This is a genomic window from Bacteroides oleiciplenus YIT 12058 (assembly GCF_000315485.1).
Classification (GTDB): domain Bacteria; phylum Bacteroidota; class Bacteroidia; order Bacteroidales; family Bacteroidaceae; genus Bacteroides; species Bacteroides oleiciplenus.
In genome coordinates this window covers 281,379-305,212 of the sequence record NZ_JH992941.1, presented here as the reverse complement: position 1 = coordinate 305,212, position 23,834 = coordinate 281,379, and the positions used below count along the sequence as shown (strand labels likewise).

Annotated in this window: 12 protein-coding genes; all 12 read left to right on the top strand. The window is 45.9% G+C overall.

Annotation, left to right across the window (positions count from 1 at the left end):
• Positions 1-200 precede the first annotated feature (200 nt).
• The 12 genes from HMPREF9447_RS09430 to HMPREF9447_RS09375 all read left to right on the top strand — a co-directional run bounded on the left by HMPREF9447_RS09430 (position 201) and on the right by HMPREF9447_RS09375 (position 23,515).
• Positions 201-3,422, top strand: a complete 3,222-nt coding sequence (locus tag HMPREF9447_RS09430) for an alpha-mannosidase (protein WP_009129484.1) — start codon at positions 201-203, stop codon at positions 3,420-3,422.
• Between the two features lie 18 nt (positions 3,423-3,440).
• Complete coding sequence (locus tag HMPREF9447_RS09425; RefSeq protein WP_009129483.1) at positions 3,441-4,679, top strand: hypothetical protein; 1,239 nt, start codon at positions 3,441-3,443, stop codon at positions 4,677-4,679.
• A 38-nt stretch (positions 4,680-4,717) separates the two neighbouring features.
• Positions 4,718-5,977 carry a glycoside hydrolase family 71/99-like protein gene (locus HMPREF9447_RS09420; RefSeq protein ID WP_009129482.1) on the top strand — a complete coding sequence of 420 codons (1,260 nt, stop codon included), beginning with the start codon at positions 4,718-4,720 and terminating at the stop codon, positions 5,975-5,977.
• Positions 5,978-6,132: 155 nt separating this feature from the next.
• Positions 6,133-7,101 carry a family 43 glycosylhydrolase gene (locus HMPREF9447_RS09415; protein WP_009129481.1) on the top strand — a complete coding sequence of 323 codons (969 nt, stop codon included), beginning with the start codon at positions 6,133-6,135 and terminating at the stop codon, positions 7,099-7,101.
• 6 nt (positions 7,102-7,107) lie between these two features.
• Positions 7,108-8,748, top strand: coding sequence for a family 43 glycosylhydrolase (locus HMPREF9447_RS09410; RefSeq protein WP_009129480.1), 1,641 nt, complete (start codon positions 7,108-7,110; stop codon positions 8,746-8,748).
• A gap of 55 nt (positions 8,749-8,803) precedes the next feature.
• Complete coding sequence (locus tag HMPREF9447_RS09405) at positions 8,804-10,270, top strand: alpha/beta fold hydrolase (protein ID WP_009129479.1); 1,467 nt, start codon at positions 8,804-8,806, stop codon at positions 10,268-10,270.
• A gap of 120 nt (positions 10,271-10,390) precedes the next feature.
• Positions 10,391-12,655: a GH92 family glycosyl hydrolase gene (locus HMPREF9447_RS09400; RefSeq protein WP_009129478.1), complete on the top strand. Its 2,265-nt coding sequence runs from the start codon at positions 10,391-10,393 to the stop codon at positions 12,653-12,655.
• Positions 12,656-12,681: 26 nt separating this feature from the next.
• Entirely contained in the window at positions 12,682-15,834 is a 3,153-nt protein-coding gene (locus HMPREF9447_RS09395) for a glycoside hydrolase family 3 C-terminal domain-containing protein (RefSeq protein ID WP_009129477.1), read from the top strand.
• 7 nt (positions 15,835-15,841) lie between these two features.
• Positions 15,842-18,682 carry a glycoside hydrolase family 2 protein gene (locus tag HMPREF9447_RS09390; protein WP_009129476.1) on the top strand — a complete coding sequence of 947 codons (2,841 nt, stop codon included), beginning with the start codon at positions 15,842-15,844 and terminating at the stop codon, positions 18,680-18,682.
• A 12-nt stretch (positions 18,683-18,694) separates the two neighbouring features.
• The gene (locus HMPREF9447_RS09385) at positions 18,695-21,067 is read left to right on the top strand and encodes a glycosyl hydrolase family 95 catalytic domain-containing protein (RefSeq protein ID WP_009129475.1); all 2,373 of its coding nucleotides are present in this window, start codon (positions 18,695-18,697) and stop codon (positions 21,065-21,067) included.
• Between the two features lie 40 nt (positions 21,068-21,107).
• Positions 21,108-22,094 carry a family 43 glycosylhydrolase gene (locus HMPREF9447_RS09380; protein ID WP_009129474.1) on the top strand — a complete coding sequence of 329 codons (987 nt, stop codon included), beginning with the start codon at positions 21,108-21,110 and terminating at the stop codon, positions 22,092-22,094.
• 8 nt (positions 22,095-22,102) lie between these two features.
• The gene (locus HMPREF9447_RS09375; protein WP_009129473.1) at positions 22,103-23,515 is read left to right on the top strand and encodes a glycoside hydrolase family 30 protein; all 1,413 of its coding nucleotides are present in this window, start codon (positions 22,103-22,105) and stop codon (positions 23,513-23,515) included.
• The last annotated feature ends 319 nt before the right edge of the window (positions 23,516-23,834 follow it).

Genomic DNA, 23,834 nt, shown 5'->3' with positions numbered 1-23,834 from the left:
AGCTAATTATATATCCGAATCGTACCCGAGACGTACTTGCTCCGTACCTTCTCCAGTGTTTCTCCACTCAGAGGTACTTCTGAGCGGAGAACGTACGGAGCAAGTACGTTTCAGATACAGTCCGGGTACGGTTCGGATATGCCTTTTATTACACGTAGAAACCTTTGATTAATGAATTTTTCCCATACAAAAAGCGAAAGATGAAAAAAATACTATGTTGCATTCTGTCACTGCTTTGCTCCGTGCACATGTTGCACAGTCAGCAAAAAGAATACAAAGCGTATCTGGTAGCAACGGCCCATTTCGATACGCAATGGAACTGGGATGTACGCGAGTCCATAGATGATTATCTGCACCGCACGATGGTACAGAACTTTTGGCTCTTCGAACGTTTCCCGAACTACATCTTTAACTTTGAGAGCGCTCAAAAGTATGCCTGGATGAAGGAGTATTATCCTCATGAATATGAACTTGTAAAGAAGTACATAAAAGCGGGACGCTGGAATGTAGTGGGAAGCGCGTGGGAAGCGGCAGACCCTAATATCCCTTCTTCTGAGTCCTTCTTCAGGAATGTCCTGATGGGGCAGGAATTTTATAAAAAAGAGTTTGGTGTCAAATCAAACGATATTTATTTGCCGGACTGCTTTGGTTTCGGCTATACACTACCTACCATTGCCGCACACTGTGGACTGATAGGATTCTCTACCCAGAAACTCCAATGGCGGAAGAATCCGTATTTTGGAGAAAAAGAAAAAATGCCGTTCAAGATAGGCCTTTGGCAAGGTCTGGATGGCGCCAGAATTATGGCAGTACTGGATGCCGGAGGATATGGTACATCCTACTACTATGATGATATCAGTACGAACCGCCGCATTCTGGAGAGGGCCAAGTTGGGTCCTGATAATACAGCTTATAGCTATTACGGAGTAGGAGACCGTGGTGGGTCGCCTACACTCCCTTCCGTCTATTCATTAGAAAAAAGTTTGAAGGCAGATGGACCCTTAGAAATTATCAGTGCCAAAGCCGGACAGATATATGAAGATTATTATCCTTTTGAAAAACATCCTGAACTTCCTGTTTATGATGGTGAACTGTTGATGGATGTGCATGGAGTGGGATGCTACACTTCACAGGCGGCAATGAAGCACTTCAATCGTCGAAACGAACACTTGGCAGATGCGGCCGAAAGAGCATCCGTGGTAGCAGAAATATTGGGAGGTATGGAGTATCCTTCCGAAGCTCTGCGTGAGAACTGGCAACGTTTTTTGTGGCATCAGTTCCATGATGACTTGACGGGTACCAGCATTCCGCAATCGTATACTTTCTCCTGGAATGATGAACTGATTGCTCAAACACGTTTTTCAGAAACCATAACTACGGCAGTAGGTGCAGTGAGCCGGGCTTTGGATACCAAGGTGAAAGGGCTTCCGGTTGTTGTTTACAACCCTGTTGCTTCCAGTCGCAGAGATATAGTGAAGGCTACTATCAGGATGGACAAACGTCCGTCGGGAGTGAAAGTGACCTCCCAAAAAGGAGAGAGTATGCCTGCCCAGTTGATTTCCTGGGAGAATGGGATGGCTGAGGTTTTGTTTGTAGCTCAGGTAGACCCGCTTAGCTTTTCGGTATATAATATTCAACCGGGAGGAACAGCATCTTCCGGGAATTTACGGGTGAAGGACCAAACCATTGAAAACTCTATTTACAGGATAGCATTGGACGAGCATGGTGACATCGCTTCCATTTTTGATAAGAAGAATAACCGTGAACTGGTACAAGCCGATAGGCCATTCCGCCTGATGATGTTTACTGAAAACCTTTCTACCGATTATCCGGCTTGGGAAATTTATAAGAAAGTATTTGATGGGCCGAGCACTTCCATCACGGATAACGTTAAAATCTCCGTAGCAGAGAACGGTCCGCTAAGAGCGTCTTTGCGCGTGGAACGTACTCATGAAGACTCCAGATTTGTACAATATATCACTTTGACGGACGGAGCTGAGGACGATAGAATAGAAATCAGTAACGAGTTTGACTGGCAGGGAAAGAAAGCTTTGTTGAAAGCGGAATTTCCAACCACAGTATCTAATGAAAAAGCCACTTATGACCTGGGCTTAGGTTATGTGAAGCGTGGCAACAATGTTGAGAATTCCTTTGAAGTACTGGGGCATCAGTGGGCCGACCTGACTGCCAATGATTCGTCTTATGGCATCTCCATCTTGAATGAATCCAAATATGGATGGGATAAGCCGGATGATAATACTATCCGCCTGACTTTACTTCATACGCCTCAGCCGGGTAAGCACTATACGTATCAGGACCACCAGGATCACGGGCACCATGCTTTCCGCTATGCCATTGTAGGGCATAAGGCGGATGTAACTCAGGCAGACATTGCTTGGAAAGCCGAAAACTTCAACCAGCCTTTACTGGCTTTTGCCACCACTAAGCATGCGGGTAAATTGGGACGTTCTTACTCTTTTGCCAGTACGGACCGCCCTCAGATTGCTGTGAAGGCTATCAAGAAAGCGGAAGATGGAAACGGATACATTGTTCGTATCAATGAAATCTATGGTAGTTCTTACGAACAGGGCTATGTGGAGTTTGCATCTGATATTGAAAGTGCCAAAGAGGTAAACGGAATAGAGGAAGAAACAGGAGAAGCCACCTTCTCCGGTAATAAACTGATGGTTAGCGGTAAAGCTTTCCAGCCCCGTACATTCAAGGTTACGTTCAAGCAAAAGCCTTTGTTGACTGTTCCTGAGAGTCAGCCGTTGAAACTGGCCTATAATGCAGTAGCCCTGACATCCGATGAATTTAACCGTGCGGGTGATTTCGACCGGCAAGGTAACTCACTGGCAGCCGAACTTATGCCTGAAAAGATTCTTTCGGATGGTGTTGAATTTAGGATGCAGAATGATCCTGCTATCTTCAATTACATTCGGGCGAATGGAGATACCATTCTTTTGCCTGAGCATCATGGTGCGGATAAACTCTTCCTGCTGGTAACTTCTGTCAAAGATGACCGTCAGGCCACTTTCCTGGTGGATGATAAACCTTATCAGGTAAATGTGCCTTATTATTCCGGTTTCTATGGGCAGTGGGGCTGGAAGGGTGAAAGTGAGGGCTATATCAAAGATGCTTCTATCGGGTATATTGCCAACCATAAGCATAGTGCACGCAAAGGAAATGATTCGTATAACTTTGCTTACCTGTACAAGGTATGTCTGGATATTCCGGCAAATGCCCGTATGCTGATTTTACCCAAAGATGCAGGTATTGCGTTGTTCGCTGCAACGTTGACTGGGAATCAAAACTATGATACCAAGTCAGTTACGGAAATGCGTGTATTACCTTATCAGACCAAATCAATAGAATATACATCCGAACCGGTACCTTTTTATCGAGAACGAAGTGCCTGGTAAACTTATCAATTGATTATCATGAAAAACATTATATATTACCTTGTTATATTGTTCCCCCTCCTTCCTTGTTCTCTGTGGGGACAGGGAAAGGAGTACCATTTCAATGAGAAAGGTATCTCCCGGCAGGTGTTGGAAAATTATCTGGACCGTTCCATCACAATGGTCTATCTGCTGATGCCTGACAAACCGGAAGGGCGGAGAGTGTATTCCTATCATGCCGATGATATGCGTATGGTCAAGAATATTGGGGCTAAGTTTATCGGCCGTTCCATTTATCGGTGGGGAGGCGAAAGCTTGCTGAACAAACCGGAATTCTGGAGTAAAGCGAAAGCTTTTGCCGATGAATTGCATGCCTATGACGCTGATATAATCCTTCAGGGATGCCTGTTCGAGATCGTTACCGAGGAAGTAAATCAGGTGAAGATACCCGATTGGGTGTTCACGGGTTACGGATTGCCGGTTGAATCACGAAATTTCTCTTATGCCGATATGCTGAATAAAGAGGGACGACTGGTAGACCATTGGCATAAGGGCAGTAGTGTGCCGGATATTAGCCGGCAGGAAACTCAACTTTGGTTCTATTATCTGGCTTGTTCTTATATCAATGTCGGTTGCGAGGCATTTCATCTCGGACAGATTGAGTTGATTGGTATGAATGACCCGGCACGTGATTCTTGGGCCCGGATCATCGGAAAGATACGTGAATATGCGCGTACCCATGCCCGACGTCACTGGGTATTGCTGGATGCTCATACTCCCTATGGAGGAATGGTAAGGAATGGGGTGAGTCTGCTTGACTTCAATTCTTTCCCGCTTCGCATAAAAGAAATACCTTCCGAACCTTATAAAGCCGAACTTGCTGTGAATCATCTGGATGCTCTCTATAAAAAGAGCAAAGGATGCATATCACCCAGCGGATGGAAATGTAAACATCTGCCATATCTCGTGGAGTTTGATAACTATGGCAGGGGAAAAGAGCCGAATGTAGCGGATCTGAACTCACACTTTGTATGGGGATGGGACGAAATCTCTTGGCTATCTCTACAACCGGAAGATTACCGGAATGAGTGGTTGACGTATGCTTATCACTGGATACGTCGTACCGACCCGAATGGACATCTGGAAATGCCCGGCTGCCGGATGATAACCTGCCCGAATGAAACTGAAGGTAACTATCGCGCCAATATGAAAAGTGAAGCATGTCCTTTCGGCTATTCTCAGGAAGAAACTATCAAAAAACTTTGGAACAAACAGTAACAACAGAAATATTAATACCCACTTAAATTATTGCTACCATGAAGAAATGCTTTTTACTATTATTCGTTTTTTTCTTGTTCGGGGGGCTGAATGCAGCGCCCAAACACTCTAAGAATACTAAATATCCTTCTTATAAAGGTCTGGTTATGGCGGGGTACCAGGGCTGGTTTCATCAACCGAGGAAAGGGGTAATGTACCCGGATGAGAATAGTGTCCGCATTGATATGTGGCCGGATGTAAGCGAGTATGAGAAAACGTATCCCACAGGGCAGAAACTGGCGGATGGCTCTACTGCCCGTTTCTTCTGTTCTACGGATGAGAGCACGGTCGACCTGCATTTCAAATGGATGAAAGAGTATGGACTGGACGGCGTATTTATGCAACGTTTCTTTGGAGCTGCCCGACCGGAAGCACGTAAACGAAGCACAGTGCTGGAACATGCCATGAAAGCGGCTTCCAAGTATGGACGCGCTATCGGGGTAATGTATGATTTGTCTGGGCTGGCGGCTAAAGGTGAAGATTGCTCCATGCTGATTGACGACTGGAAATACCTGGTTGATTCGTTGCGTGTAACTAATCAGGCAGGGGAACAGACTTATGTCTTTTATAATGGCAAACCGTTGGTTACCATCTGGGGAGTCGGTTTTCCCGACCGTCCGTACGATATTCGTAATATCGGCTTGGAACGTTTCATTGATTTCCTCAAGAATGATCCGGAATATGGAGGCTGTAGCGTAATGTTGGGTGTACCTACTTTCTGGAGAGACCTGAATGCCGATTGCATACACGACCCTTACCTGCACGAACTTATCAAACAGGCGGATATTGTTCTGCCATGGATGGTGCAGCGTTTTACTCCGTTGCTCCACAATGATATGGACCGTTATCGGGACGTTATCCTCGATGATATTGCTTGGTGTAAAGAGAATAACATTGGTTATGTGCCTTGTGTAACCCCGGGGTTTAGTTGGCATAATCTGAGCCGCCATGCATTTAAGGATGATGTGAAACCTTCCGGTTCTATTCCCCGTCAAGGTGGCCGTTTCTATTGGCAACAGATTTCCACTGCCATCAATGCAGGTGCTACAATGTTGTATGTAGCCATGTTCGATGAAGTAAACGAAGGTACTGCAATCTTCAAGTGTACGGACAATCCTCCGGTGGGCAAGGAAGTCAAGTTTGTGGGTATGGATGGAATGCCGTCCGACCATTACCTGTGGCTGACGGGTGAGGCGGCAAAGATGCTTCGTCATGAAAAACCGCTGAGCTTTGAAATGCCCCGGCGGGATATGAAATAAGAAGACGGCACTAAAATTTTATATTATGCGGCATATCGGTCGCTTATTTCTATCAAAAGAAAAAAACAGCGAATTATTAAGTTGAAATTAAGAGCTTTGTTAATCATGCGACTTTAATTTTGCTCGTATTAAATATTAAAACTATAAAAATGCGTATGAAAAATTATTTGATTACTTTGGCTGTCTCGTCGTTGACATTGATGAGTTGTAACAGCCAAAAGCAAGCTAAAACAGTTACTTTAGGACCGAATCCTTTCGTTACTCACATGTATACAGCCGATCCTTCAGCTCATGTATGGGAAGACGGACGTCTGTATGTCTATGCTTCTCATGATATCGATCCTCCGCGTGGGTGTGATTTGATGGACCGCTATCATGTATTCTCTACGGATGACATGGTGAACTGGACGGATCATGGGGAAATTCTGAATTCTTCGCAGGTATCCTGGGGACGTAAAGATGGAGGTTTCATGTGGGCACCCGATTGTGCTTATAAGAATGGTACTTACTACTTTTACTTTCCGCACCCGAGTGGCGATGACTGGAACAATACCTGGAGAGTGGGCATAGCTACCAGCAAACATCCTGCCAAGGACTTCACTGTACAAGATAAGTATATAGACATGATAGGAATGGAAGACGATTGTTTTGCTATGATAGATCCCTGTGTCTTTGTAGATGATGATGGACAAGCTTACTTCTATTATGGTGGCGGAGGCCGTTGTGTAGGTGCCAAAATGAAAGACAACATGATGGAATTGGCTGAACCACTGCATGCAATGGAAGGTTTGAAGGATTTCCATGAGGCTGCCTGGATACATAAAAAAGACGGTATGTATTATTTATCCTATGCTGACAACCATGCAGAGAATGGCAAGGGAGCTAATCGCCTGAACTATGCAACAAGTAACTCTCCGTTGGGACCATGGACCTATCAGGGTATTTATCTGGAGCCTACAGGTTGTGATACAAGTCATGGCTCTATTGCGGAATATAATGGAGAATGGTATGCTTTCTATCATAATTGTTCTATTTCAGGTAGAGGTAATCTTCGCTCTATTTGTGTAGATAAACTCTATTATAATCCGGATGGCACCATACAAGTGGTGAAACAAACTAAATAATCTCTTATGCAATTGCCTACCTACTTATTTCGATTTGGCTTAGGATTCGTATTGCTTGCTTTTGTGGCTTGCGGCGATAATGATACCCCTCCGGAAGTTGATTCCCCGGAGGTTGAGCCTCCGGTAGTAACTCCTCCGGAAGGTCCCTATGAATATGATGATGATTTGGATTATGACTCCGAAGCATTTCTCAAAGCATATAAGGGAACACCTTATAAGGGACCGCATCATGTTCCCGGAACTTTGGAGGCGGAAGACTTTGATGAAGGGGCACAGAATGTGGCTTATTATGAAAGTGATACCAAACCTGCTGATGTAGGTTATAGAGGTGCTCATGCGGTCGATGTACGTGCGGACGGCAATGCTTCCGGAGGTTATTATATTGGTGATGTGCAACCGGGCGAATGGATGTGCTATACGATTGAAGTAGATGAAGATGGTGCTTACTCCATTGATACTTACTGTGTGAAGGGAGACGGTTCCGAAGGCAGCTTCTACTTTGAGGTGGACGGACGTGGTGCAAGCCGTGGCATCGCTATGCCTCTTGGGGGCTGGACTGATTTCATCCATAAGGCAACTGTCGGGAACATCCAGTTGACCAAAGGCAAGCATGTCCTGAAATACTTTGGCAGTACGCCGGGAAATATAGATAAGTTTGTATTTAGGCGTACGGGAAAACTGGAAGATCTTTCCAATTCCTTCACTTACCCGGTCACTAAGTCTATGAGTAACCCTCTTTTCACGGGTTTCGATTCACCGATGTACAATAGTTGGCTGAAAGGCCCTCTCTATACGGCTGATGCTTCGGCACATGTATGGAATATCGATGGAAAAGAGGTGCTTTACGTATATGCTTCGCATGATATGGAACCCGCACTTGGTTGCGACCGCATGGACCGCTATCACGTTTTCTCTACTGAAGATATGGTGAACTGGACGGATCATGGTGAAATAATGAATGCGGCTACTGTGCGGAAACATGCAGGTTGGGGCTGTGATGGTTTCATGTGGGCTCCTGATTGCGTTTACAATCCTGCGAACCAGACCTATTACTTTTACTTCCCGCACCCCTCCAATGCTGCCAACTGGAATAGTACTTGGCGTGTGGGTGTGGCCACCAGCAAATATCCGAATAAAGAATTTCGCGTAGTATCTTATGTGGAAGGTATGCCTGCCGAAATTGATCCTTGCGTGTTTATAGATGATGACGGGCAACCCTATATCTATAACGGCGGCGGTGGCAAGTGTTATGGTGGTAAACTACGGAAAGACGACTGGACAAAACTAGACGGTGCGGTAAAACCGATGACCGGTCTGAACGATTTCCATGAGGCTGCCTGGGTACACAAAAGAAATGGAGTTTATTATCTCTCGTATGCTGATAATAATCCGGGTGCCAACCGCTTGAACTATGCTACCAGTGATTCTCCACTGGGACCGTGGAAGTATCAGGGCATTTATCTGGGACCTACCACCTGTGATACCAGTCACGGCTCCATCGTTGAGTATAAAGGTGAATGGTATGCTTTCTATCACACTTCCGATGTTTCGGGACAGGGAAATCTTCGTTCGGTTTGCGTAGACAAGTTATACTATAATCCGGATGGCACCATACAGATGGTAAAACAGACCCGGGGACAGAAATGATTATTTGAAAGGCTAAGCTCCTCGTAGAGGGGTTAATGAAAAAAACAACAGTGAGATGAAAAATATATGTCTTTTTTTCTTTCTTTTTCTTGCAACCGTACAACTTAAGGCTCAGACCTTTACCGGTGAGAAAACGAACTGGCATGGCTTCGACCGCTATGATTTTGTAATGAGTGAAACAACATTTCAGATTCAGCCGATAAAGGCTACAGAACGTGAGGGGGCTGGCGTTGCAGGACCGGAAAAGGGGATGCGCAGATGTATAGTCGTTGTTCCGAAACAGGCTGCTGAAGGTAATCCCTGGTCGTGGCGTGGCTGTTATTGGGACCATCAGCCACAAGCTGAAATAGAACTGTTGAAGCGTGGCTTCCATATTGCTTATATCACTACCGACCCTGACCAGACATGGGAAGTATGGTATAATTTTTTGGTCAATGAACATGGTCTCTCGCCTAAACCTGCATTTATCGGCATGAGCCGTGGCGGAGCCAATTCTTTTACCTGGGGAACTGAGCATCCCGACAAAGTATTGGCTATTTGCGCCGACAATCCCGGACTTTCGCAGAAGAGCCTGATGAGTATGGACAAGCTTGCCCGGCAGGATGTTCCTATCCTGAATATTTGTGGCAGTATTGATCCTATACTCAATAATACTTATGCTATTCAGGGTGTTTATCAGGGTAATGGCGGACGCATGTCGGTACTGATTAAGGATGGTACGGCGCATCATCCGCACAGTTTGCAAGATCCGAATGTTATTGCCGATTTTATCGAACAGGCTTACAAGGCGAAGCCTGCTGCAAAACCTGGATTTCTGCCCGATAAGTATAAGAAAAGTAATTTCTACAGTACAGATCCTGTTTACTCATATGCCAAACATGATAAACTTTGGGTAACTTCATGGGGACCTTATTTTGCGGGTAATTACAATAAATATCAGTTCTCACTGGAAGGGGTGGAAGGATTGGTTACAGTCATTACTCCTGAGAAACCTGCTACCGGAAATCCCTGGATCTTCCGCTGTGATCAGCCGGATGGCAGTTCTGTTGTTGATTTGGGATTACTTGCACGTGGTTTTCACATAGTGGTTGCTCCTATAGCTTATAATGCTGACGGGCCTTTGTTCGACCAGTGGAACATTACGTATAACTATCTTGTGAATAAGGGATTTGCTCCACATCCTGTGATGGCCGGACGTGGAGGTGCAACAGGTGAAGTCTATGCCTGGGCAATTGAAAATCCGGATAAGATTGCCGGAATTTATGGAGAGAATCCTATTTTGCGTTCGTCTTTGGCAAAGATGCAGCCTTTGGATAATCTGAAACCACTTAGCAAGGCTAAAGTTCCTATTCTACATGCTTGTGGCAGTCTGGACCCCAACCTGAAAACCCAGACAGGTGAAGTTAAGAAACGCTATACCGGTAAGATGACAGTAATTATAGATGCTGGACGCGGACATTATCCGATTGCTCCCCAAAAACCGGAGAAAATAATAGAATTGATTGAAAATATGGTTAAATAGTAGACAAATTAGCTGCTTTACTTAATATTAATCGGCTATTAAGTCTTTTTTAATCGAAAGGGGAAGTGTCAATCCTTATATTTGCCTTCGAGAATAAATATAAACTAAAACTGTTATATTATGAAATTTACACATTGCTTAGCCTCTGTAGCTTTAGTTTCCGTGTTGGGTGCTTGTGGAGGAGTACAAAACCAAGTAGCCACCGTCAAAGGTCCGGTTGACTACGTAAATCCCTACATGGGAAATATCAGCCATTTGCTGGTTCCTACTTTCCCCACTATTCATTTGCCGAACAGCATGCTTCGTGTTTACCCGGAACGGGCGGATTATACAACGGATATGTTGAATGGACTTCCCTTGATTGTGACCAGTCACCGTGGTAGTTCTGCTTTTAATCTGAGTCCGTATCAGGGAGATAATCTGCGTCCGGTTGTAGCTTATAGCTATGACGATGAGAAACTGAAACCCTATTATTATGAGGTGATCCTGGATGATGAGGAAATCAACGTGAAATATGCGCCTTCCCACCAGTCGGCTCTCTATCAGATAGAGTATGGACAACAAGGCAAGCCGGTGTATATGATGATTAACTCACGTAACGGTGCCATCAAGGCAGGCGACGGATTTGTGAGCGGTTATCAGCAGTTGGAGAATAATACACGCGTGTATTTGTACATCGAGTCGGACATTGCTCCCATAGAGACCGGTATTCTGGTTGATGGCAAGATAGATGCTTCTCAGAAGGACGCCGAAGGACGCAATGCTTGTGCCGTTTTGCACTTTGCTGATGGAACTAAGACGGTAAATCTGCGCTATGGTATTTCATTTATAAGTGAAGAGCAGGCAAAGAAGAATCTGCAACGTGAATTGCCTGACTATAATCTGCAAGCACTGGCAGAGAAGGGACGCCAGACGTGGGATAAAGCCTTGGGTGATATTCAGGTAGAAGGCGGTAGTGAGTCCGATAAACAGATTTTTTATACATCACTTTATCGCGTGTTCGAACGTCCGGTTTGCATCAGTGAAGACGGTCGTTATTTCAGTGCATTCGACGGAAAGATACACGAAGATAATGGCGAACCTTTCTATACGGACGATTGGATTTGGGATACTTATCGTGCTGCCCACCCTTTGCGTCTGCTGATTGACGAAGGAACAGAAAAGAATGTGATTGATTCTTATCTGCGCATGGCAGAACAAATGGGCGATATGTGGATGCCTACTTTCCCCGAGATTACAGGTGATTCCCGCCGTATGAACTCCAACCATGCCGTAGCAACTGTGGCCGATGCAGCCGCCAAAGGATTGAAATTTGATTTGGAAAAAGCTTATGAAGCCTGCCGTAAAGGTATAGAAGAAAAGACATTGGCTCCGTGGTCGGGTGCTGCTGCCGGTTGGATTGATGATTTCTATAAGAAAAACGGATATATCCCGGCGCTCCAGGCAGGAGAGAAGGAAACAGACCCGAATGTGCATCCGTTTGAGAAACGCCAGCCGATTGCCGTTACATTGGGAACTTCGTATGACCAATGGTGCTTATCGAGAATTGCCGATATGCTGGGTAAGAAGGATGATGCTGCCCACTATCTGAAGTGTGCTCATAATTATCGCAATGTATATAATGCCGAAACAGCTTTCTTCCATCCGAAAGATAAAGACGGCAAATGGATTGAACCGTTCGATTACCGCTTCTCCGGAGGTATGGGTGCCCGTGAATATTATGGCGAAAACAATGGTTGGGTATATCGTTGGGATGTTCCTCATAATGTAGCCGACTTGATTAATCTGATGGGAGGCGACAAACAATTCATCACTAATCTGGACCAGACTTTCCGTGAACCGCTGGGACGTGGCAAGTATGCTTTCTATGCACAGATACCCGACCATACCGGTAATGTAGGCCAATTCTCTATGGCTAATGAGCCGAGTTTGCATATCCCTTATCTCTACAACTATGCCGGACAGCCCTGGAAGACACAAAAGCGTATCCGCCAATTATTGAAGACCTGGTTCCGTAATGACCTGATGGGATTGCCGGGAGATGAAGACGGTGGCGGTATGTCTGCATTTGTTGTATTCTCTTCTTTAGGTTTCTATCCGGTGACTCCGGGCTCCCCGTCTTATAACATCGGCAGCCCCTTGTTTACTAAAGCTAAAGTGATGCTGAGCAATGGAAAAGTATTTGAGGTAGAGGCACAAGGTACATCAGACGAAAACAAATATATCCAGTCTGCAACGTTGAATGGCAAAGAATGGAATAAGCCCTGGTTCAGCCATGACGATATAAAAGACGGAGGAAAATTGGTATTGGTAATGGGTAACAGGCCCAATAAGGCATGGGGTAGTGCAGGTGATGCAGTGCCGCCGTCTGCTGATAAATTGTAAGGTATATAGTCAATAGGAAAAACACCATGAGAACACTTAAAAAGATTGTTTTTACAGGATTATTGGCTCTTATGGCCTGTGCCACCCGAACGGCACAGGCTCAGGAGCTTTATAAAAATGAGAATGCTCCCACCCACGAACGTATCATGGACTTGTTGTCACGTTTGACGGTTGAGGAAAAGATTAGTTTACTGCGCGCTACGTCACCGGGTATTTCCCGTCTGGACATTCCTAAATATTATCATGGCAACGAAGCGCTTCACGGAGTGGTTCGTCCGGGACGGTTCACTGTGTTTCCGCAGGCCATCGGACTGGCGGCTACCTGGAACCCTGTATTGCAGGAACAAGTGGCTACGGTTATCTCTGATGAGGCCCGTGCCCGTTGGAACGAACTGGACCAGGGACGTGAACAGAAAAGTCAGTTCAGTGATTTGCTGACCTTTTGGTCTCCTACGGTGAATATGGCACGCGACCCGCGTTGGGGACGTACCCCTGAGACATACGGTGAAGACCCGTATCTGAGTGGCATCATGGGTACCGCTTTTGTGAAAGGCTTGCAGGGCAATGATAGCCGTTATTTGAAGATTGTGTCGACTCCCAAACATTTTGCAGCTAATAATGAAGAACACAATCGCTTTGTATGTAATCCGCAAATATCAGAGAAACAACTTCGTGAATACTATCTTCCGGCCTTCGAGGCATGTGTGAAAGATGGGAAGTCAGCATCTATCATGTCGGCTTATAATGCACTGAATGATGTGCCTTGTACACTGAATGCCTGGCTGTTGACCAAAGTATTGCGTAATGACTGGGGATTCAAGGGGTATGTGGTTTCCGATTGCGGAGGCCCTTCCTTGCTGGTCAATGCGCATAAGTATGTGAAGACTAAAGAAGCTGCGGCTACCCTCTCCATAAAGGCAGGTTTGGACTTGGAATGTGGCGACGATGTATATGATGAGCCTTTGCTGAGTGCCTACCGCCAATACATGGTTACGGATGCCGATATAGATTCGGCTGCCTATCGTGTGTTGCGGGCTCGTATGCAGTTAGGTTTGTTCGATAGCGGGGAAAAGAATCCGTATACAAAAATATCTCCTGCTGTGATAGGTTCCAAAGAGCATCAGGAAGTGGCGCTGAATGCAGCCCGCGAATGTATTGTATTGCTCAAGAACCAGAAAAAGATGTTGCCGCTCAATGCTAAGAAGATCAAATCCATTGCAGTGGTAGGTATCAATGCGGGCAGTAGTGAGTTCGGCGATTATAGCGGATTGCCGGTGATAGCTCCGGTTTCTGTTTTGCAAGGCATCAAAGACAGAGTAGGTGAGGACGTGAAAGTGGTATATGCTCCGTGGAAGTCGGCAGTGGATGGCATGGAACTTATACAAGGGGCAAGCTTTCCGGAAGGATTGCAAGCCGAGTACTTTGATAACACGAAGTTGCAAGGCACTCCGAAAGTCAGAAAAGAAGAATGGATAAACTTCGAACCGGGCAATCAGGCGCCGGATCCTTTCTTGCCTAAGTCTCCTTTATCCGTTCGTTGGACAGGTAAGTTGCGCCCCACGGTTACCGGACAATATACTCTCAGTTTCACATCCGATGACGGATGCCGCCTGAGCATTGATGGCAAAATGTTGATTGATGCGTGGCCGGGACATGCGGTCCGTACAGATACGGCTGCTATTTATCTGGAAGCCGGAAAAGACTATCAGTTGAAGGCTGAATATTATGACAATCGCGACTATGCCATCGCTAAATTGCAATGGCGGGTTCCCCAGGTTGGAAAAGTCACCCGTCTGGATTTATATGGCGAAGCCGGAAAAGCGGTGCGCGAATGCGAAACGGTGGTTGCCGTATTAGGTATCAATAAGTCGATAGAGCGTGAAGGACAAGACAGATATGACATTCAACTTCCGGCAGACCAGCGGGAATTCCTACAGGAAATATATAAGGTAAACCCGAATATCGTAGTCGTATTGGTTGCCGGCAGTTCACTGGCTGTCAACTGGATGGACGAACATGTACCTGCCATTGTTAATGCATGGTATCCCGGAGAAAGTGGAGGCAAAGCTGTGGCGGAAGTACTATTTGGTGATTATAATCCGGGTGGCCGCTTGCCATTGACTTATTACAGAAGTCTGGATGAACTTCCTCCGTTTGATGATTATGACATTACTAAGGGACGTACTTATAAATATTTCAAAGGCGATGTACTTTATCCTTTCGGTTATGGTTTGAGCTATACTTCATTTAAGTATTCCAATCTGCAGGTAGCGGATGGTGAGGAAGAAGTGAGTGTTTCATTCCAATTGAAGAATACAGGTAGATATGCAGGTGATGAGGTTGCTCAGGTTTACGTGAAACTTCCCGAAAGAGAGGAAGTGATGCCTGTGAAAGAATTGAAAGGCTTTGAACGCGTCTCACTGAAAAGTGGCGAAAGCAAGAAGGTGACTATAAAATTACGGAAAGACTTGTTACGCTATTGGGACGAGGCGAAAGGAAAGTTTATATATCCTTCCGGTAACTATAACATAATGGTAGGTGCATCTTCTGCTGATATTCGCTTGCAAAAGGCGGTCTCTGTCCTGCAAAAGACAAAAGTGGTTTGTGTAGGAGCCAGCATCACTGCCGGAGCTACGACTGCTAATCCGGCAACAGATGCTTATCCGGCGCAGTTGGGCCGTATGCTGGGTGATGATTATAAGGTGATAAATTATGGTGTAAGTAGCTGCACTATGCTTCGTCACGGTGACTTCCCTTATTGGAAAACGAAAGAATATCAGAAAGCGTTGGCATCCAATCCGGATGTGGTGTTCATTGATTTGGGTGGAAATGACAGTAAAGGCGTTAACCGTCCTTATATGCGTGAGTTTGATAAAGACTGCCGCGATATGATTGACGCTTTTGCGCAACTTCCCTCTAAACCCCGTATCATTCTGCTTACCCCGATTGTTTCTTTCGTAAAAGACTCGAACGGCATTTATGATGAGGTGATTGTGAAAGATGTAACTCCTGCTACTATCAGTGCCGCGCAAAAAAAGAATGTAGAAGTCATTAATATGCATCCGGTGCTCGACAAACACCCGGAACTGATGAAAGATGGCATTCATCCCGATGCGGAAGGTTCGGGAATGATGGCTAAGGCTATGTACGATTATCTGATTTCCCATCCTGAAAAATAAGTAAGACATGGAACGGAACATTAAATTTCAATGGATACTCTGTCTCTTGCTGGGCTGTACTTCTTCTTTATTAGCCCAGAATGTAGCAAACTGGGGATTGACTCATCCCCAGCCTAAAGAGACTTTACCAAAATCAAAAGCACAAATCATTATGTCCACTCCCAAGATACAGGTACCTGTAGAAGCGGTTGCTGAAAAAGTGGGTGCAAATGATTTCCTGTTAAACAAGGGTTGGAGACTGGCGGATAACAGCAATGTCATGTCTTCAAAGAAATCCATCTTTGAAGTTGGATACCATGCTGATGGCTGGTATAATGCAACTGTTCCGGGCACGGTGCTGACTACTTTGGTAGCCCAAGGAGTCTATCCCGACCCTTATTATGGACTGAACAATCTGGTGATTCCCGATACTCTTTGTCGGACAGACTGGTGGTATCGCCTGGAATTTTCGTCTCCTATAGAGAAGAAGGGCAAAGAAGCCTGGCTGGTGTTCAAGGGCATTAATTATCAAGCTGAAATATGGCTGAATGGCATATGTCTGGGTACAATGAAAGGCGCTTTTATCCGGGGCGAATTCAATGCAACGGATCACTTGGTGGATGGTAAGAATGTATTGGCTGTTCACATTCTTCCGCCACCCAACCCGGGGATTCCTCACGAACAATCTCCCTTGGCAGGCAATGGCATGAACGGAGGACAGTTGTGTCTGGATGGCCCTACTTTTATATCTTCCGAAGGCTGGGACTGGGTGCCGGGCATCAGAGATCGGAACATAGGTATCTGGCAGGATGTGCATCTGCGTTTTACGCAAGGCGTTCGTCTGCACGATACGCAAGTCATTACCCACCTGGCACTGCCGGATACGACGAGTGCAGAAATAACAGTGCATACTGAAGTGGAGAATCTGTTGCCGGTGGCTAAGCAGGTATCCGTCGATTTGTCTCTTGAAGGTAAGATAATCAGTAAACAGGTGGAGCTGGCACCGAAAGAACGGAAGGAAGTGACATTCACTCCGGAAGAATATCAGGCATTGGTACTGAAAGCTCCCCGGCTTTGGTGGCCGAATAATTACGGTCCGCAGGAGTTGTATACAATGAATGTGGCGGTAGCTGAAAAGGGAGTGGCTTCGGATGAAAAGGCAGTAAGCTTCGGAGTCCGGGAGTTGTCTTATGAACTGGAAGTCTGCTTACCCAATGACTCTATCCGCAGAATGGAATACCGGCCTACGGTGCTGGGTAAGGGCGAACCTATCTTCGACAATATCAATCGCAAATATATCGAAGGAGGCATGTGCATGCCCCGGTTGAAAAAGAATGTTTCTTCTGATGTTCTCATTCCGGCACCCGATGAGGCTATGCAGCACTATATGGTAGTCAAAGTCAACGGAAAGCGCATCTTCTGTAAAGGTGGAAACTGGGGAATGGATGATGGAATGAAACGCGTATCGCGTGAACATCTTGAACCGTATTTCCGCCTGCATAAAGAAGCAAACTTCAATATGATTCGTAACTGGACGGGTGAGAGCACGGAAGAAAGTTTCTACGAATTGTGCGATGAATACGGAATGTTGGTGTTCAATGATTTCTGGCTAAGTACGCAAGGCTATAATATGACCGTAAACGATGACGACTTGTTCCTGCGGAATGCGGAAGACGTAGTGGTACGTTTCCGTAATCATCCTTCCATTGCCATCTGGAACCCGAGAAATGAAGGATTCGCCCCTGCATACATTGAAGAGAATCTGGCAAAGATGATTGCTGAAAAAGACGGTACCCGTTATTATAGTCCGAACTCGACGCATTGCAACCTGAGGCCAAGCGGACCGTGGAACTATCATAAGAATCCGGTGGACTACTATCGTAACCGGGCACACGGATTTAATACGGAACAGGGCTCTACTTCCATCCCTACGGAAGAATCTATTCTGGCGATGATGGATGAAAAGGATGCGTGGCCTATCAGTGATGTCTGGTACTACCATGACCTGCATGGCGGTCAAAGAGAGTTTATGGAAGACATCGACCGAAAATATGGAAAGCCGTCGGACCTGAAAGATTTCAGCCGGAAAGCGCAGCTTGTCAATTATGACAGCCATCGCGCCATGATGGAAGCATGGAACAGCAAGATATGGAATAGTACAAGCGGCCTGTTGCTGTGGATGAGCCACCCGGCATGGCCCAGCATGGTCTGGCAGGTATATTCTTGGGATTACGAAACTTTTGGTTCTTTCTATGGTTGCCGCAAGGCATGTGAACCTGTTCATATTCAGAAGAATCTGGATGACCAAAAGGTAATAGTAGTGAATACTACTTTAAAAGAGATGAAAGGGGCCAAAGCTATCTATGAAGCTTATTCTCTGGAAGGTAAATCCCTGTTCAGACGGGTGTCGAAAGTGAATGTATCGGCCAATGGGGCAACAGAATGTTTTGTACAGGACAAACCTCTTGGCATTACCGGGATATATCTGGAACGTCTGATGTTGATAGATAAACGTGGAAGGACGGTTTCTGTCAATGATTATTGGCAGGACAACGGTAAAGGAAACTTTCTGGAGTTTAATTCATTGGCAGAAGCTTCGGTAGCCTGCAAGCTAATCAGGCAAAAGAATAACTGGGTGCAGATAGAATTACGGAACACGGGTGCAGAGCCTGCTATTGCTCTGAAACTGAATGTACGTGAACCGGATACTGACAAACGTATTCTGCCGGCTTATGCCTCGGACGGTTATTTCAATTTGCTGCCGGGAGAAAAGAGAATTATCACAATAGAATATGTACCGCAAGGAGAGGCTGCGATTTCTGTAGAAGGATACAATTTGAAGCGCAGCAGATTGTTAACCCTGAAATAAGAAAGTAAAAATATGTGGAATAAGAAGATACTATACTCCGCTCTGGTTTGTATAGCATCGTTGGGAGCATATGCCCAACCGGTTATACGTCAGGCTCATTCCAACCGTTTTCCCACAACTTACACTAAGTGGCAGGAAGCCTTGCTGGCCGGCAATGGCAAGATGGGAATCATGGTTTTCGGAAACCCTTTGCACGAAACGGTGGTCTTTACCGACCGTTCTTTCAACTTCCCCGGTGCGAAGCCGCGCACGTTTGCCGAGGTGCCCCGTGACACACTTGATTTAATAAAGAAATATTGCGCTACCGGAAAATTCAAAGAAGCGAACGACTTGGCTGTACGCACTTCTCATTGGCATGATGGAGGCGAAGGCGGCAGGCATCCGGGCTTTGCGCTCAAGATTGATATGGATGCGAGCGGGGAGATAAAAGACTACAGCCGCATCAGTAATTATGAAACCGGAGAAATAACAGTCCGGTGGAGTGATGCCCGCGGAGAATGGGAGCGCCGGTCGTTTGTTTCACGGGATGCCAATGTTTCGGTATTCGAACTGCAAGCACCTTCTGCCGGTAAGCTGAACTGCGCAGTCAGCCTGCAAATGCCTGCGGAGATGAACTTTCCGAAAGGAATGAAAATGAATTGCCTGCATGCGAAGGATTATCTGAATATCCGTGTGAACTATGCTCCGCCAATGGATGCGGAAGGTTATGAAGGAGGTATCCGGGTAAAGCAATCAGGCGGTTCCTGTTTCTTGCGTAATGATACGTTGTATATACAGGATGCTTCGAAAGTACTCTTGCTGGCACGCACTGAAAAGTATGCCCCGGATTGTGCGGCAGAGTGGGATAAAGGCCTGCTGAAAGAAGCATTGAATAAGATAAAGCCGGATTATAAAGCTCTCGTAAAGGCTCATAAGGCTATACATGCCGCAATCTTCAACCGTGTGAAGATGGACTTGGGTGCATCCCCTGCCGAACGGTTACTATCCAACGAAGAATTACTGGAAAAACAGAAACAAACGGACTCACCCGTATTGGCATTGTGGGAACGGATTTTTGATGCAGGAAGGTATCACTTCCTGTCTTCCGGCAACGAACTGACGCCTCCTGATTTGTTGGGAATCTGGACAGGCGACTGTAATGCCGGCTGGGGAGGTTACTATCATTTGGATGCGAACCTGAACTTACAGGTCAGCGGTGGAAATACCGGTGCCATGCCCGAAGTGATGGAGGGATATTTTCATCTGAATGAAGTCTGGCGGAAAGACTTTGAAACGAATGCATTTAAACTGTTGGGCTGCCGTGGCATGCTGGCTTGTGGCAATACTCCCGGACTTTCTTCCGGACTGATGGCTTCTATCAACGATTTCTATCCGTATCATTATGCTACGGGCGAAGAGGCTTGGTTGCTCTATCCTTTCTGGGAGCATTATCTCATTACGGAGGATAAGGCGTTTCTTCAAAACCGCCTGTATCCTTTGTTGAAATGCATGGGCGAATTCTATGAGGATTTCCTGAAGTATAAGGATGATGAAGGCTACTATATTATTGCCGGTTCCGTTTCACCGGAGAACCAACCTTCCAACTTGCGGGTATCTTTGTTGAATAACTCCGCTTTCGATCTTTCCGGTGCCCGTTTCATACTGTCCACCTTGGTGAAGGTGTGCGACTTATTGGGTGAGGAGCAAGGCACCGGTGGAGGCAAACAGCGTTGGAAACACCTCTTGGATTCATTGCCGCCTTACCGGATTAATGAAGACGGAGCAATAAAGGAATGGGGCTGGCCGGGCTTGGCTGAGAGCTATAACCATCGGCATTCCAGCCATTTGATGATGGTGTGGCCTTACCGTGAATTCTCGGAAGATAAGACTCCCGAACTTTACAAGGCAGCCCATAGGGCTTTGCAGATGCGCGACCGCCACAACTATGAGAATGCAGGACATGGATATCTGCATGCCGCTTTGATTGCCGCCGGATTACATGATACTTCTTCCTTAAAGAATAAGTTGCTGACGCTGACTCAAAAAGACTTTTACTATAACAGCTTGTCTACGGCACACTATCCGAACTTCGGAACTTTCTGTACGGATGTCTGTCATGCCGTGCCCGGTGTGCTGATTGAGATGCTGGTGGGTTCTGACGAAGAAGGCATCGAACTGTTGCCCGCTTTGGTGGCTGGCATTGAGCGAGGTAGCATTAGCGGAATAAAAGCCCGTTGCGGAGTGACGGTTGAACAGCTCTCGTGGAACCTTTCCGATAATAAGGTGTATGCCACTCTCTACTCTGCGAAAGACCGGAAGATAAAATTGAAACTCGGGCAGTCGTATGATGAAATCATCTCATTGCGAGGAGGCAAGGCAAAGAAAGTTATAATCAATTATCAATAGAGAAATAGCTATTAATTACTAATATCAAAACACATTACTTATGAAAAAGAGTTTTTATCTGATTTTTACTTTGTTCCTGGCGGGATTTATGCTCTCCTGCCAATCTCCTAAAAGCAATTCGGCAAAAGAAGAGACTGCCGGGATTGACAGTATGGCTCCGAACCCGTTTATCACACACATGTACACAGCCGACCCTTCGGCTCATGTATGGGCTGACGGGCGTCTGTATGTATATGCTTCGCATGACATCGACCCGCCGCGCGGTTGCGACTTGATGGACCGCTATCATGTCTTTTCTACAGATGACATGGTGCACTGGACGGATCATGGTGAAATCCTGAACTCCTCGCAAGTACCCTGGGGGCGTAAAGAAGGCGGATTTATGTGGGCGCCCGATTGCGCCTACAAGGATGGTACTTACTATTTTTATTTTCCGCATCCCAGCGATACGAAATGGAATAACAGTTGGAAAATCGGTGTAGCCACCAGTAAAGAACCGGCGGCCAACTTCACTGTGCAGGGATATATAGAAGGAATGGATCCGTTGATTGACCCTTGTGTGTTTGTGGATGATGACGGTCAGGCTTACATCTACAATGGCGGCGGACAGATCTGTAAAGGTGGTAAACTGAAAGACAATATGGTGGAACTGGATGGCGAAATGCAGGTTATGGAGGGTTTGGAAGACTTCCACGAAGCTACCTGGATACACAAGTACAACGGAAAATACTATTTATCTTATTCCGATAACCATGATGAAAACTGGAACGACGGCGTGAAGGGTGATAACCGCATGCGTTATGCCATCAGTGACAGTCCGCTCGGTCCTTGGAAATCCATGGGTATTTATATGGAACCCACTGATAGTTACACCAATCACGGTTCCATCGTGGAATATAAAGGTGAGTGGTTTGCTTTCTACCACAACAGTGCTTTGTCCAACCATGACTGGCTGCGTTCCATCTGCGTAGATAAACTCTATTACAATGAGGATGGCACCATTCAGATGGTAAAACAGCGGAAATAAGATGACCTATGCGACTTATTAGTCTGATTTTGTTACTACTTTTGTGCGGAAGCATATCCGCACAGAAAGTTGAGTGGTACTCCACTACCCAGGCAGCTCCTTGGGCAAAACAGAAAGTGAAACCGGAACGGAATGATGCGGGAAGTGAGATTGTTCTTGATGCCGCTAAACGTTTGCAGGTGATTACGGGCATAGGCGGATGTTTCAACGAAATGGGTTGGGATGCACTGAACCTTTTGTCCACCACGGAACGTGAAACCGTTCTTCAAGCCATCTTCGGAAAAGAAGGCGCTTGCTTTGAGTACTGCCGCCTTCCGCTGGGTGCGAATGATTTCGCCATGAGTTTTTATTCTTCGGCCGATGTTGCAGGAGATTTCGACTTGGTGAACTTCAATATCGACCGTGACCGCTATATCCTGATTCCCTATATCAAGGCTGCCCGTCAGATAAATCCCAATTTGCGCATCTGGGCTTCCCCCTGGTGTCCGCCGGCATGGATGAAGACGAACAATCATTATGCTTCGGCCATCCGTCCTTCGGGCGAAAAAGATGTGAACGGACTTGCGCCTGCGGAGGCTATCGCTGAATTCAGCACCGGTTTCCGGATGGAAGAAGGTTATTTGAAAACTTATGCCAATTACTTTGCACGTTTCGTTAAAGCTTACGAGGCTGAAGGGCTACCGCTGGAATGTATCCATGTACAGAATGAACCTTGCTCCAATCAAGTGTTTCCCAGTTGCAAATGGCGCACGGAAGATCTGACTTTCTTTCTGGGGCATTATCTGGGGCCGACGTTCGAAAGAGAAAATATCAAGACGGATATCTATTTCGGAACCATCAACACGGCTAATCCGGAGTATGTACGCGTAGCTTTACGCGATAAGGAAGCATCGAAGTACATCAAAGGTGTTGGTTTCCAGTGGGACGGTAAGAAAGCTATCTCGACCATTCATCGTGAATACCCTGAGCTGAGACTAATGCAAACGGAAACGGAGTGTGGCAACGGGGCGAATTCATGGGATTATGCCGAATACACCTGGAACCTGATGAAACATTATTTCAGTAATGGTATCAATTCATATCATTATTGGAATATGATTCTTCCCTCTCCGGGCGTCAGTCCTTGGGGATGGAACCAGAACTCTATGGTTTCTATCGACAAGAAAACCCGTACCGTGACGTATAATCCGGAATTCTACCTGATGAAACATCTGGGGCATTTTGTACAAACAGGTGCTTACAGACTGGAAACTCCGTTGGATAAGAATATGCTGGCTTTTGTCAATCCGGACGGCACAATCACGGCTATTGTTGCCAATGTAACTGATGCTGATGAAACGATAAGTATTGCGGTTGGGAAGCAAAAGGTGACTCTTGCTTTACCTCCTCACTCATTTCATACTGTAAATTGGAAACAATAGTTTCTTCATCTGAAGCGATAACATAATTTGCTTTTTTAGTTATGCTAAGAGGGTATGTCGGAGAAAAGACATCCCCTCTTTTTTGCATCTTTCATAACAAGCGATCTCTGTCAGGAAATTCACTGACAGACAGAAATACTTGCCCCTCAATCCCTGTTTATTCCCGAAGCTTTGGGAGCGTGATAGTAAAGCTTTAGGAATACGTTCGTAAAGCTTTGGGAATATATCCATAAAGCTTACGGAAACCGCCGGCCCACCAGTCGAAACTGTAACATTTAAACCTGAAAATGCTACAAATATCCCTGAAAATGTAACTCTG